This window comes from [Flexibacter] sp. ATCC 35103 (genome assembly GCF_001975985.1).
In the GTDB taxonomy this organism is placed as follows: domain Bacteria; phylum Bacteroidota; class Bacteroidia; order Flavobacteriales; family Flavobacteriaceae; genus Flavobacterium.
On the sequence record NZ_MTQF01000008.1, the window covers coordinates 1 to 14941 of the forward strand.

Annotated in this window: 11 protein-coding genes; 9 read left to right on the forward strand and 2 right to left on the reverse strand. The window is 35.4% G+C overall.

The genetic code is table 11. The annotated features are described in order from the left end of the window. Window positions 1–519: 519 nt before the first annotated feature. Together BXU01_RS17345 and BXU01_RS17350 are read right to left on the reverse strand one after the other, a co-directional pair. Window positions 520–1527, reverse strand: coding sequence for an LLM class flavin-dependent oxidoreductase (locus BXU01_RS17345; protein WP_083694349.1), 1008 nt, complete (start codon window positions 1525–1527; stop codon window positions 520–522). A 93-nt stretch (window positions 1528–1620) separates the two neighbouring features. Continuing rightward, the gene (locus BXU01_RS17350) at window positions 1621–2859 is read right to left on the reverse strand and encodes a polysaccharide deacetylase family protein (RefSeq protein WP_083694350.1); all 1239 of its coding nucleotides are present in this window, start codon (window positions 2857–2859) and stop codon (window positions 1621–1623) included. Between the two features lie 180 nt (window positions 2860–3039). Between BXU01_RS17350 and BXU01_RS17355 the strand changes: the two genes are divergently transcribed. From BXU01_RS17355 to BXU01_RS17395, 9 genes are all read left to right on the forward strand, one after another. Then, a complete protein-coding gene (locus BXU01_RS17355) occupies window positions 3040–4383 on the forward strand; it encodes a sigma-54 dependent transcriptional regulator (protein ID WP_083694351.1) in 1344 nt (447 codons plus the stop codon). Between the two features lie 389 nt (window positions 4384–4772). Beyond that, the gene (locus BXU01_RS17360; RefSeq protein ID WP_055094560.1) at window positions 4773–5054 is read left to right on the forward strand and encodes a hypothetical protein; all 282 of its coding nucleotides are present in this window, start codon (window positions 4773–4775) and stop codon (window positions 5052–5054) included. A 190-nt stretch (window positions 5055–5244) separates the two neighbouring features. After that, the gene (gene kdpF / locus BXU01_RS17365; protein WP_082421266.1) at window positions 5245–5322 is read left to right on the forward strand and encodes a K(+)-transporting ATPase subunit F; all 78 of its coding nucleotides are present in this window, start codon (window positions 5245–5247) and stop codon (window positions 5320–5322) included. A 91-nt stretch (window positions 5323–5413) separates the two neighbouring features. Next, window positions 5414–7135, forward strand: a complete 1722-nt coding sequence (kdpA, locus tag BXU01_RS17370; RefSeq protein WP_083694352.1) for a potassium-transporting ATPase subunit KdpA — start codon at window positions 5414–5416, stop codon at window positions 7133–7135. Window positions 7136–7287: 152 nt separating this feature from the next. Continuing rightward, window positions 7288–9321 (forward strand): potassium-transporting ATPase subunit KdpB, encoded by a 2034-nt coding sequence (gene kdpB, locus BXU01_RS17375; RefSeq protein ID WP_083694353.1) that lies wholly within the window; start codon window positions 7288–7290, stop codon window positions 9319–9321. A 125-nt stretch (window positions 9322–9446) separates the two neighbouring features. Further along, window positions 9447–10010, forward strand: a complete 564-nt coding sequence (locus BXU01_RS17380; protein WP_083694354.1) for a K(+)-transporting ATPase subunit C — start codon at window positions 9447–9449, stop codon at window positions 10008–10010. 396 nt (window positions 10011–10406) lie between these two features. Beyond that, window positions 10407–11483, forward strand: a complete 1077-nt coding sequence (locus tag BXU01_RS17385; protein WP_083694355.1) for a porin — start codon at window positions 10407–10409, stop codon at window positions 11481–11483. A gap of 184 nt (window positions 11484–11667) precedes the next feature. Then, window positions 11668–12795, forward strand: coding sequence for a sensor protein KdpD (locus BXU01_RS17390; protein WP_083694356.1), 1128 nt, complete (start codon window positions 11668–11670; stop codon window positions 12793–12795). A gap of 221 nt (window positions 12796–13016) precedes the next feature. Continuing rightward, a complete protein-coding gene (locus BXU01_RS17395; RefSeq protein ID WP_083694357.1) occupies window positions 13017–14738 on the forward strand; it encodes an ATP-binding protein in 1722 nt (573 codons plus the stop codon). Window positions 14739–14941: the final 203 nt, after the last annotated feature.

Below are 14941 nucleotides of genomic sequence, written 5' to 3' on the forward strand. Positions count from 1 at the left end.
TTTTTATAAGTGGCTGGTTTGTAGTTTTTTACAATACAAAGTTTTTTTGATGCTTGTGAGGTTTTAGGTGGTTTGGGCTGATTTTACCGCAAAGACGCCAAGGATTTTCCTTTTTGGGTTTGTTTCGCAAAGAACGCCAGGCTACATTTTGACTTTTTTTTAATCTCGCAGAGACGCAAAGGCGCTAAGTTTTGATTTTGAAGCGTTTTTATTTCTCTTTATCTCAAATGTTCTTTTGAAAGCTGCTCTCCTAGCCCCGATAGTAGTGGAAATCCTTTTGCTTTTTCCTTTAAAAAGCAAAAGATTGAAACGGATAGCGGGAAATAGCTCCTGATCCTTAAAACTAAATTCCAAATTTTTCAAATTCCAAAATCTAAAATCTAAAGGCTTCGACTTCGCTCAGCGGGACAATAGTTGCTCTTATATATAGGTACAAAAATAAACCCGACAGCTTTTGAAAAACTGTCGGGTTTGGGGTTTGAAATCTTACCTTATATATTAGGAGAGAGAAAACTGTCCTTATATATTGTTTATACTATCTATTACTTCTTTTGTAATGTGGATGCTTTTGAGTTTGGCTTGATGATCGAAAATTGGACCTGTTGCCATTAGCTCGTCTACACGTGCGTAGTCGATGAACTTTTTAAGATCTGTTACTAGCTGTTCTTTGTTTCCTGTAAAGGTACATGCAGTCATTTGATTGACATGGAAACGTTCTTCTTCGCTCATAATATCGTCTAGTGAATCTACGGGTGGCTGTAAACCTTTACGGTCGTTTCTAATTAGGTTGAGAAACATTTGATATAAACTTGTAGATAACTTTTCGGCTTCTTCATTTGTATCGGCGGCAATGATATTGACGCAGGCCATTGTTTTTGGCTTATCTAAAACTGATGATGGCTGAAAATTTTCGCGGTAGAACTCAAAGGCCTGTATCATTTGGCGTGGTGCAAAATGTCCTGCAAATGCATACGGTAATCCGTAAGCTGCGGCAAGGGCGGCACTATCCATGCTTGAACCCAGAATCCAGATTGGAACATTGGTTCCCTCGGCTGGAAAGGCTCTTACTTTTGCTGTGGCATTTTCGGCTGAGAAGTAATCCTGAAGTTTGGTAACGTTTTGAGGAAAACGTTGTGCTTGCTCAAAAAAGTCTTTTCGGATGGCTTCGGCAGTTGGCTGATCTGTTCCCGGTGCTCTTCCTAATCCTAAATCGATTCTATTGGGATAAAGTGTTTCCAGGGTTCCGAATTGCTCGGCTACTATTAGAGGAGAGTGATTGGGTAACATGATTCCGCCTGAACCTACTCGTATGTCTTTCGTTTGACTGGCGATATAACCAATTAAGACTACGGTTGCAGAACTGGCAACGTGTGCCATATTGTGATGTTCGGCCAGCCAAAAACGCTTATAACCTAAGTTGTCTGCAAGTTGGGCTATTTCTTTTGTTTTTTGAAATGTTTCGGGTGCATTGCTATCTTGTGTGATGATAGCTAATTCTAATATCGAGATTGAAATTGGGTCTTTCATATATAATGTAGCTTTTATGCAAAATTAATTCATTTACGACAAAGCCTAAATTCTTTCGTGTTAATAGAATTATAATATTTGTACCTACAAGTATTATGGATTGAATTGAAGGTTAATGAGTTTATGTGTTGTTTTGCCATCATTGGAAATGGCAATATTGGATTCTTTTGATTCTATTTCGAATTTTGACTTTGTATCTACAATTAATGAAATAGCGCGATATCTAAATGTTTCGGGAATTTCAGGAAGTTCGATTGTAACTAAAACTTCTTTATCTTTTTGTTCATAGTTGATTTTGACTTTATCCCGCAACCAAATATACTCGTATACTTCTTGCCAAGGTGCCATCCAGATGGAATCATTTCCGGTTGAACCGTATTTGTTTGCGATTGTTGTCATGTAATATTTGAAATCGGGAAAACGCATACTTAAATTCCAAAGATCGTCATTCCCTACTCCGTGTGTAAATTCGTTGTACCAAATTGGATTGGGTAATTTTGCCACCGAATCAAACGTTGCTAAAAAGCGATCCATTGTTTTGAAACCAACTGTGTCTTTTGAACTCTGCACAAAAGTTCGGGCATAAATCATTTTATCTAGATTTACTTTTTGATCTACTTTGATAACCGGCCCTGCTCCTACATAAGACGCAACGGAAAAAGAACCATTGGCAAGGGCGTCTCTTTCGTATTCTAACTGATATCCGGGATCGCTTTCACCGCCTGGAACTACAAATTGCGACATGGTAAATCCTAAGTTTTTCTTTATCGAGGTTGTATTCTCTGTTACTTCGGTCAGGAAATTTGTTCCGTGTTTGGTAGCGTGATGCAAACCGTGATTTAAAATATCCCAACCTGCATCGTACATTTCTTTTACCTCAGCCCAGGAAAGATGTCCTCTATTTTGTGGTGCATCGCCAATTGCTCCTCCGTTTATGGCTAAAGCTAATTTGAAGGGGATTTTATTTCCTAAACCGTCTGAATAAAAAAGTCCTTTTGAGTTTGTACCATCTCCGCCTTGGTCATTTTTCCATTCACTTATTGAGGGAGCACTTATTTTTCCTCCATTTAATAAAGAAAAAGCGGCTAAGTAAGCAGATCGATAACCATCATCAAGCGTAAAACTATAGGCTAAATGTTTATTATATTTTAAAGGTGCTGTTTCAATTTTTACTTTTTGGGCTGATTTTAATTTGATTTTAAATGAAATCAAATTCGATTTGGGAGGATCTATTGTTCTTGTGATATTATTTGCTGAACAGAAAAACACTCCATTAATTATAAGTAACGCTGCTACTAAAATTGGTTTTGTTATTGGTTGTGGTTTTTTCATTTGAGGGGACTGATTTAGAGATTTTAAAGATACGTTTCTTTTACTAAATTGATCATGGTGAGGATTAATGTAATGATTTTGAAAATTTCGAAAGAATTTCTGATGAATCAAAAAAGAGAACTGATTTAAGTTCTAAATTTGTATCTCAAAAATAAATTTCTATTCTAGAATTTTCCTCAAATGACACATAAAATTTTAATTATAGACGACGAAGAAAAACTGAGAAGTCTGTTGGCGCGCATTATAAAATCAGAAGGGTTTGAAGTTTTTGAAGCCAAAGATCTTAAATCAGGTTTTAAGAAACTGGAACAAACTGAGATTGATGTTGTTTTATGTGATGTAAAACTGCCTGACGGAAATGGTGTTGATTTTCTGCAAAACATAAAAGGAAGTTTTCCTTTGATTGAAGTTATTCTGTTAACTGCTTTTGGCAATATTCCGGATGGCGTTCAGGCCATGAAAAATGGCGCTTTTGATTATATTGTAAAAGGTGATGATAATGACAAAATTATTCCGCTTTTATACAAAGCGGTCGAAAAAGCACATTTGCAGAAAAAGGTCAAACAGCTCGAAAAACGTATTGGCGATAAATACTCTTTTAATACCATTATAGGAAAATCAAAAGGAATTGAACAGGTTATTGATCTTGCCAAAAAAGTAGCCAAAACCGATTCTACCGTTTTACTTACCGGAGAAACGGGAACCGGAAAAGAGGTTTTTGCACAAGCGATTCATGAAAATAGTAATCGTGTTGGTAAATCGTTCGTGGCTCTAAACTGCAGTACTTTTAGCAAGGAAATTTTAGAGAGTGAACTTTTTGGACATAAACAAGGTGCTTTTACGGGAGCTTTAAAAGATAAAAAAGGATTTATTGAAGAAGCAAATGGCGGAACTTTGTTTCTGGATGAAATTGGAGAAATGCCAATTGAACTTCAAGCCAAATTATTACGTGTTTTAGAAACCAGCGAATATATTCCGGTTGGAGATACGACTCCCAAAAAATCAAATTTCAGATTGATTGCTGCAACAAACCGGGATTTGAAAACAGAAAGTGATGAACACCGTTTTCGTTCTGATTTGTACTTTCGTTTGAATATTTTCGAAATAAAACTTCCTCCGTTAAGGGAAAGAATTAAAGATATTGCTCCGATAACTCAATATTTCGTACAACAGTTTTCTGAAAAAACGAATAAAAAGACTTTGAACATTTCTGATGATTTTCTTCAGAAATTAGAAAATTATTCATGGCCGGGAAACATTCGCGAACTTAAAAACATTATAGAAAGATCTGTAATTTTAAGTAACGGAGATATTTTGACCGCTGATGTTTTGCCTTACGAAATGCAACATCAACCTGAAAAACCAACCAAATCTATGTCGGCTTTCTCGATGCAAAGTGTCGAAAAATTACATATTCAGAAGGTTTTAAATTATACGAAAGGCAATAAAGCAGAAACTGCTCGTTTACTCGAAATTGGAATTGCTACTTTATATCGAAAATTAGAAGAATATAGTATTCAATAATAGTATTTAAATTTCAATATCAATGACAAATTTCAAATTCAATTTTTAAAGCTTCAGAGAAGTGCCATATTTATAGATCGTTTATTGCTAATGATAAAAGCTCCAGCGGAGCGACACCTACACAATCCAAAAAAATGTCACCCCTCTGGGGCTCTCTAATATGGATTCAACATTTTCTATAAATATGACATCCCGCTGGGACTTTTAAAATTCATAATACAAATTCTAATACCTATCATTTCAATAAAAGCTTATCATTTTGATAGGCTTTTTTTATGCCTGATTTTTGGCACGAACACGCAATCCTTTTATTGACAGCACTTTGCTTATTATCTCTCTTTTTCGGTCTGACTTTTGGCATAAGTGGGAAGAACATAAAAATTCATCTCATGAAAAATCAAGTCACTTCAATCTACAAACAAGCGGAACGTTTTGCTGATATTACCAAAAAATCAATTATTTCCGGTAACATCGTTCGTGCAAAAAAATGTCTGGCACTTGCTGAACGCCTTTTTATTAACGGAAGTATCGAAACTAAAAACGCCATTTCTAATGTGTACGTTTTCTCGGTTTCTTCATTTATGGAGGTTCGTCACTGTAATATCTCCCACCTTTTTCCTCAAACGCTAAAAGCGGAATATATCAAGCAAGTTAATACTTCGGGAGTATAAAAAAGTTTAATCGGTTAATTGTTTATTCGGTTAATCGCTAAAAGTTTTAAATCTAAAATCAATCCCGAGGCTTCGGGACTAAAATCTAAAATCATCTAATATGTTAATCACTTTTCTTTTACTCGCATTAGCCGTTGTGTTGTTTGCGATTTGTTTTAAATCAGTTGAATTTTTTGAAAAAATCTAAATCATGACTGCACTATTTATTGTTTCCATCGTCGTTTTTGGCTATTTGGTTTATGTATTAATTAAACCTGAAAAATTTTAAATCATGTAAAAAATCAGATGTGAAATGTTAGATGTCTTACATCTTAATTACTTACAAATCACATTTTGCATTTTACAAAAACTCACATATTATGAACACAGAATTACTAGGCATCATCAGTATTTTTATCGTTTCAATAATTTTAGCCATTCCGTTAGGAAAATATATTGCTAAAGTTTATTTGGGAGATAAAACATTGTTTGATCCGATTTTCAATCCAATTGAAAAATTTATTTTTAAAATCAGCGGTATTAATTCGACTGAAGAAATGAACTGGAAACAACACTTAAAAGCTCTTTTAAGTATCAATATGATTTGGTTCTTTCTTTGCTTTTTTGTTTTATTATTTCAGGGATCGTTGTTTTTAAATCCTGATAACAACCCGTCAATGTCACCGGATTTGGCTTTTAATACCGCCATTTCATTTGTTGTCAATTGTAACTTGCAGCATTATTCAGGTGAAAGCGGTGTTTCTTACTTATCACAAATGTTCTTAATGTTCTTGCAATTTGTTTCTGCTGGTGTCGGTATGGCTGCTGCAGCAATGATTTTTACTGCAATGAAAGAGAGAACTACAGATAAATTGGGGAATTTCTATAATTATTTCATTAAAAGCTGTACACGTATATTGTTACCACTTTCAGTAATTGTTGCTACTATTTTAGCATTCAGCGGTACTCCGATGGATTTTGATAGTAAAGATGCTATCACAACTTTGCAAGGTGACCACGTAGAAGTTTCCCGAGGACCTGCAGCTGCTTTTATAGCCATTAAACATTTAGGTACAAATGGTGGTGGATTTTTTGGAGCCAACTCAGCGCATCCGTTAGAAAACCCAACTTATTTTACCAATGCTGTGGAACTTTGGTCACAATTAATTGTTCCGTTTGCGATGATTTTTGCTTTAGGTTTTTATCTAAAGAAAAAGAAATTATCATACGTAATTTTTGGAGTAATGACGATTGGTTTCTTATTACTGGTTATTCCAACAGTAGTGAGTGAAATCAACGGAAATCCGGCTATAGAAAAAATGGGAATTGCCCAAACAACCGGAGCGATGGAAGGAAAAGAAGTTCGGTTTGGACCAGCGGTTTCAGGTTTCTGGAGCATCGCAACAACCGTAATTTCTACAGGTTCTGTAAATAGTATGCACGATAGTTCAATGCCGGTTTCCGGAGCTATGGAATTGCTTGCCATGATGGTAAATGCGTTTTATGGTGGTTGTGGTGTTGGTATTCTTAACTTCTATATTTTCATTATTCTGGCAGTATTTATTTCCGGATTAATGGTTGGTCGAACACCAGAATTTTTAGGAAAGAAAATTGAAGCACGGGAAGTTAAAATTGCAGCTTTTATCGCAATCCTTCATCCTTTATTAATATTATCAGGTACTGCTTTGGCTTCTTATTTTGCTGCAAACGACACTGCAATGGGTTACTGGTTTAGCGGAAACGCAACAGGCTGGCTGAACAATCCAGGACATCACGGATTCTCTGAAATGTTATACGAATATACTTCTAGCGCTGCCAATAACGGTTCTGGTTTTGAAGGTTTGGGAGATAACAATCCGTTTTGGAATATCACTACAGGAATTGTGTTGTTATTGAGCCGTTTCATTCCTATCGTTGGGCCATTGGCAATTGCAGGATTGTTGGCTAATAAAAAATACATTCCGGAAAGTGCAGGAACTTTAAAAACCGACACTTCTATTTTTGGAATAATGGTTTTTGCCGTAATCGCAATTATTGCCGCTTTATCATTCTTCCCAGCGTTGGCACTTGGACCTTTAGCGGAGTACTTTACACTAAAATAATGCTCAATAAACATAGCTCGTGGTTTCAACCACGAGGACAAATTATGATATACGTTGCGCTCCAACGGTTGAAACCGTTGGCTATGTTTTCTAATCTATTTGTTTTCCAACGCATAACATTTAACAAATAACATTTAACTTTTTACAAGAAAATGACAACTAATAAATCCAATTCATTGTTTGAAAGCAAACAGGTAAAAGAAGCTTTAGTGCAATCTTTTGTCAAGCTGAATCCAAAAATGATGATCAAAAATCCGGTAATGTTTACCGTAGAAATAGGAACTGCCATTATGTTCGCCGTTTGTGTTTCCATTTTAATGGGAGCAACTGACCAAGGTAGTTTCATCTATAATTTAATTGTGTTCTTAATTTTACTTGCAACACTTTTGTTTGCCAATTTCGCCGAAGCTATTGCTGAAGCAAGAGGAAAAGCACAAGCGGATAGTTTAAGAAAAACACGTGAAGAAACTCCAGCAAGACAAATTTTGCCTAACGGAGAAATCAAAAATATCAGTTCATCTGAATTGAAAAAAGGAGATATTTTCGTTTGTGAATCAGGAGATTTAATTGCAACTGATGGTGAAATCATCGAAGGTTTAGCAACGATTGACGAAAGTGCCATTACAGGAGAAAGTGCTCCGGTAATTCGGGAAGCTGGTGGTGATAAATCATCAGTAACCGGAGGAACAAAAGTATTATCTGATAAAATTAAAGTAATCGTAACCTCTGAACCTGGCGAAAGCTTTTTGGACAAAATGATTGCTTTAGTTGAAGGTGCCAGTCGTCAGAAAACACCAAACGAAATTGCCTTAACGATTCTATTAGCTGCATTTACTTTAATCTTCGTGATTGTGTGCGTTACGCTAAAACCGTTTGCCGACTATGCAAATGCGCCTATCACGATTGCAGCTTTTATCGCGTTATTCGTTTGTTTGATTCCAACCACAATTGGTGGTTTGTTATCAGCAATTGGTATTGCAGGAATGGACAGAGCGTTGCGTGCTAACGTAATTACAAAATCTGGAAAAGCGGTTGAAACTGCCGGAGATATTGATGTATTGCTTTTGGATAAAACCGGAACAATCACGATTGGAAACAGAAAAGCAACAAACTTCTACCCTGCAAAAGGTGTTACTGAAGAAGATTTTATAAAATCTGCTGTGTTAAGTTCACTAGCAGATGACACTCCGGAAGGGAAAAGTATCGTGGAACTGGCAGGAGCCGAAACTGCCAATAAATTATCAATTGAAGGTGCTACTTTAATCAAATTTACTGCTGAAACCAGAACTTCCGGAGTTATTTTAAAAGATGGAACTAATATTAGAAAAGGTGCTCAGGATGCTGCAAAAAATATTGCAAAACAAGCCGGAAACTCTTTCCCTGAAGATACTGCTCAAAAAGTAATCGATATTTCGTCTAAAGGAGGAACGCCATTGGTTGTAATTAAAAACGATCAGGTTCAAGGTGTTATCGAATTGCAGGATATCATTAAAACAGGAATGAAAGAACGTTTTGACCGATTGAGAAAAATGGGTGTAAAAACGGTGATGGTTACTGGAGATAATCCGCTTACGGCGAAATTTATTGCCGAAGCTGCCGGTGTTGATGATTTTATTGCCGAAGCGAAACCTGAGGATAAAATGAATTACATCAAAAACGAACAAAACCTGGGTAAACTTGTTGCCATGATGGGTGACGGAACGAACGATGCTCCTGCCCTTGCGCAAGCGAATGTGGGTGTTGCCATGAACAGCGGAACGCAAGCTGCGAAAGAAGCCGGAAATATGGTCGATCTTGACAATGACCCTACTAAACTAATCGAGATTATTGAAATTGGAAAACAGCTTTTAATGACTCGAGGTACTTTAACTACTTTTTCTATTGCAAATGACGTTGCGAAATATTTTGCTATTGTTCCTGCTCTTTTTATTACTGCGATTCCTGCGCTTGAAGGCTTAAATATCATGCGTTTGCATAGCCCTGAAAGTGCGATTTTATCAGCTGTAATTTTTAACGCAATCATCATTCCTATATTGATTCCATTAGCGTTGAGAGGTGTTGATTATAAACCAATTGGTGCAAGTGCAATCCTAAAAAGAAACTTGTTGATTTATGGTTTAGGCGGATTGATTGTCCCTTTTATCGGAATTAAATTAATTGATTTGGTTGTAGCTCTGTTTATGTAGCTACTAAGATGCTAAGTTGCTAAGGTTCTAAGTTTTTTTTCTTAGCATCTTAGAAACTTGCCGCTCACAATCTTCAAAAAAATCTTAGAAACTTAGAGACTTAGTCCCTTAGAAACTTTAAAAAAATGAAAACAATATTTTCACTATTAAAATTGACACTGCTTACCGTAATTCTGTTTGCAGTTATTTATCCCCTTGCGATTTACGGAATTGCACAATTTGCTCCTAATCACGGAAAAGGAGAAACTATTTCGGTTAACGGAAAAGTGGTTGGTTACCAAAAAATAGGTCAGAAATTTGATAAGTCGAATTATTTCTGGGGAAGACCTTCGGCTGTGGATTATAATGCTGCCGGAAGTGCCGGAAGTAACAAAGGGCCAAGTAATGCTGAATATCTAGCTTTGGTTCAAAAAAGAATTGACACGTTTTTAGTGGTTCACCCTTATTTGAAAAAATCTGAAATTCCATCAGATATGGTAACAGCTTCAGGAAGTGGATTAGATCCTAATATTTCTCCTCAAGGTGCTTTGATTCAGGTGAAACGTATTGCCAAAGAAAGAAAATTGGATGAAGCTAAAGTAAAAGCTTTGGTTGAAGCAAACATTAATACGGCTGTTATGGGACCTGAAACAGTTAATGTTTTGGAATTGAATGTGGCTTTAGATGAGCTTTCTAAAAAAGGTTCTTAGATTCTGAGTCACTAAGGTTCTAAGGTTTTAAAAACCTGTTGGGTTTGACAAAGATATTCGCCTGTTTTGTCATTGCGAGGAACGAAGCAACCTCACTAACAATTATACATAAAGTTGATTTTGCAAATATGATTGCTTCGTTCCTCGCAATGACAAATCTATGGGCTGATCTATTGGAACGATTATAAACTTTATAAATAAAATAAATACCTAACAGGTTTTATCCCGAAGTTTCGGGACTGTTAGGATAATAAATACCCTTTTTTACCCCAAATCTCTAGCCCCGATAGTAGTGGAAATCCTTTTACTTTTTTCTTTAAAAAGTAAAAGATTGAAACGGATAGCGGGAAATAGCTCCTAAAAAAATCTACTAATAAATAATTGAATACCACAAAAATGAAAAAAATAATACTTACCGCTTTAATCGCTTTTGGTTTTAGCAACTTACATGCTCAGGAAGAAACAAAAAGTCCGTTTACGTTTTCAGGATATGTAGAGACTTATTATAGTTATGATTTTGGAAAACCGGAAGATCATACGCGCCCGAGCTTTTTTTACAATTATAATAAAAGTAATGAAGTGAATATTAATTTAGGTTTGGCAAAAGTGAATTACTCGAAAGATAATATTCGCGGAAATTTTGCTTTAATGGCGGGAACTTATGCCGAATATAACATGGCGGCTGAACAAGGTTTATTGAAAAATATATACGAGGCAAATGTGGGTGTGAAGATTTCGCAAAGCCATAATTTATGGATTGATGCTGGAATTATGCCGGCTCACATAGGTTTTGAAAGTGCTATTGGAAAAGATTGCCAGACTTTGACCCGAAGCATTTTGGCTGAAAACTCGCCTTATTATGAAACGGGAGTTAAAATTGGCTATACGTCTGAATCTGGGAAATGGTATTTGGCCGGAATGTATTTGAATGGATGGCAGCGTATTGAGAAGGTAAAAGGAAATCAAACGCCTGCTTTTGGAACGCAAATTACCTACAAACCATCGGACAAAGTAGTTTTGAACTGGAGCACTTATGTTGGAAATGAGCAACCGGATATTGACAAAAAATGGCGTTATTTTAATAATTTCTACGGACAATTTAAAGTAACGGATAAAACAAATGTTACGGCTGGTTTTGATGTTGGATCGCAACAGGCGGCTAAAAACAGTAATAAATACGACACGTGGTTTTCGCCAGTTTTGATTCTGCAATACAAACCAACTGATAAAATTCAGCTTGCCGCTCGTGGCGAATATTATAGTGATGAAAAAGGTGTTATCATCGCAACTGAAACACCAAATGGTTTTAAAACTTACGGATTTTCGGCTAACTTTGATTACTTAGTTACTGATAATGTAATGTTTAGATTAGAAGCAAGAAATCTTTCTAGTAAAGATCAGATCTTCACAAAAGATAACGTTCCAACGGATACGAATGCGTTTGTAACGAGTTCTTTGGCGATTAGCTTCTAGAAGAATATCATCCACAGATTAAAAGGTTTTTTTTCGCCACGAATTCACGAATTATTTTAAATCAAAATTCGTGAATTCGTGGCAAATAAATCTACACAAAGCCATTCAATAATCTTTTTAATTTGTGAATCTGTAGCTAAAAAAATAAAAAAAACTTTGTGACTTAGCACCTTCACACAAACATATGGAACAAGAAAAAGAAAATAACGCACAGCACTTTCTCGATTTAATTCAGAAATCACGAAAAGGGAAGTTTAAGGTCTACATTGGGATGAGCGCCGGTGTGGGGAAAACGTACCGGATGCTGCAAGAAGCACATTCGTTATTGAAGAACGGAATTGATGTAAAAATTGGTTACATCGAAACGCATATGCGAAAGGAAACGCATGAACTTTTATCTGGTTTGCCCGTAATTCCGCGGCGAACCATTTTCTATAAAGGGAAAGAGCTGGAAGAACTCGATGTTCAGGCGATTATCAACCTTAGACCCGAAGTGGTAATTGTTGATGAATTAGCGCACACTAATATTGAGGGAAGCAAAAACGAAAAACGCTGGCAGGATGTTTTGGAGATTCTGGAAGCAGGAATCAACGTAATTTCGGCAGTTAATATTCAGCATATTGAGAGTTTAAATGAAGATGTAAAACGTATTACAGGAATTGATGTTCAGGAACGCATTCCGGATAATGTTTTGCGATTGGCAGATGAAGTCGTGAATATCGATTTGACTTCTGAGGATTTGATTGCCCGTTTAAAAGAAGGAAAAATTTATACGGCTGATAAAATTCAGACGGCTTTGGCAAACTTCTTTAAGTCGGATCAAATTTTACAATTGCGTGAATTGGCTTTGAAAGAAGTAGCAAGTCAGGTGGTTCGAAAAGTTGAAAATGAAGTGCCTCAACTACATGCTTTAAGACACGAAAAACTTTTGGCCTGCATTAGCAGTAATGATAAAACGGCTAAAATTGTGATTCGAAAAGCAGCGCGTCTCGCGAGTTATTACAACGGATCCTGGTATGTTTTGTATGTAGAAACTCCGCAGGAAAGCAGTACTAAAATTGCGTTGGACAAACAACGTCACTTGATAAATAATTTTAAACTTGCCGTGCAATTGGGCGCAGAAGTTATTAAAATTGAACATAAAAATATTGCGGATGCGATTTTGATTGCCACCGAAGAAAAACAAATTACAACTGTTTGCATCGGAAAACCGCATTTTAATTTATTTAAAGTAATTTTGGCTACAACGATTTTCAGACGTTTATTAAACAGGCTGTCTTTATCGAATGTTGACCTTGTTATTTTATCTTAAAAATTTTTCTAACCATATAAGTTATATAAGTTCATTTAAATTGGAGGTGTGAAATTTAACCGCAAAGGACGCAAGGTTTTACACAAAGTTCGCTAGAGTTTTTGCTCGCAAAGTCGCAAGGACGCAAAGTTTTTTCTGCCTGTCTTAATTATGCGCTCTCTTATATTTTCTTATATTACTGATATGGTTCAAATAAAAAAACTTGTTTTTAAATAAACGTCATGAGAATTAAAACTAAATTGAATCTGGGAGTTGGGTTATTATTTTTACTAATAATAATACTCACATTGGTGAGTGCCTTTTATATTTTCTCGATAAAAAAAGACACTGAGAATATTCTGAAAGCAAATTATAATACGCTTGAATATTCTAGAAATATGCTTTTGTCATTAGACGAAATTAATTCTAATAAAGAGAATGCGATTGTTACTTTTAAAGAAAATCTTCAGAAGCAAACACAAAATGTTACTGAAGAAGGAGAGAAAAAAGGAACCGATAGTCTTAAGAGAAACTTTGCTCTTTTAGAAAAAAACAGTTCTGATGAGTCTTTAAAAATGCAAATCAGACAAGACATTTTCGAGATTATGAAACTCAATATGAATGCCATAAAGAAAAAAAGTGATATCGCTAAACATACGGCTGAAACCGCCAATTTATGGATTGCAATTGTGGGAACTCTGTGCTTTCTGATTGCTTTTAATTTACTGATTAATTTACCCAATAATATTGCAAATCCTATTAAGGAATTGACTTTGAGTATTAAGGAAATTGCGAATAAAAATTATTCGGAACGTGTGCATTTTACCAATCATAACGAATATGGAGATTTGGCAAAATCGTTTAATACAATGGCACAAAAACTGGAGGAATACAATAGTAGTAACTTATACAAATTGTTTTTCGAGAAAAAACGACTGGAAACGCTTATCAATAACATGCACGATCCTATTATTGGATTGGATCAGGAAGGTGTTATTTTATTTGTGAATGATGAAGCGCTGAAAATTATCGGAATGAAATCTGAGGATGTTATCGGGAAATCGGCTTCAACTTTGGCTTTATCAAATGATTTGATTCGGTCTTTGATTTTAACGGAATTAGCAACTGATTCTCAGAAAAAACAACCTTTGAAAATTTTTGCTAACGGAAAAGAAAGTTATTTCGATAAAGAAAAAATCAATATCACCATAACGCCAACGGGAGAAGAGAAAGAAATCAATATTGGTGACGTCATTATTCTGCGAAATATTACCTTATTTAAAGAACTTGATTTTGCGAAAACTAATTTTATTGCCACAGTTTCGCACGAATTAAAAACACCAATTGCCTCTATAAAACTAAGTCTTCAATTGCTTCAAAATTCCAAAACAGGTGATATGAATGATGATCAGAAACAATTGGTTGAAAGCATTAAAGATGATAGTCAGCGATTGTTGAAAATCACAGGTGAATTACTCAATTTATCACAATTAGAAACTGGAAATATTCAGTTGAATATCGAAAAAAGCAATCCTTATGCTATTGTAAATTATGCTACCGAAGCTGTAAAAGTTCAAGCCGATCAAAAACAAATCAAACTTATTATTGATGCCGATGAAAATCTCCAAAACGTAAAAGCTGACAGCGAAAAAACAGGCTGGGTTTTGATTAATTATCTATCGAATGCGATTACGTATTCTTCTGAAAAAAGTACGATTATCATTAAATTAAAAGAAGAAAAGGATCAGATTATTTTTCAGGTAATCGATACCGGAAAAGGAATTGATGCGAGATATAAAGACAAAGTTTTTGATAAATATTTCCAAATTCCGGGAAGTCAAAAATCAGGAACGGGATTAGGATTGGCAATTAGCAAAGAATTTATCGAAGCTCAAAACGGAGTTATTGGCGTTGAAAGTAATTTAGGTTTGGGAAGTACTTTTTGGTTTTCGTTGAAGGTTTAAGATTAATTGTGAATTGTGAATTGTTAAACGAAAAAAATATAAAAAGCTCGCGCGGTTTATTAGTCATTATTTTAGCGAAATCGATGATCTGTAGTCCCTACAGCACATTTTTACTGACGTTGGTTCTTTTTCTACCGACATTTAACCCCTAACGGGGTACTAATATTTAATTTCTATAAATATCTCGGAGAGATTATATGTTG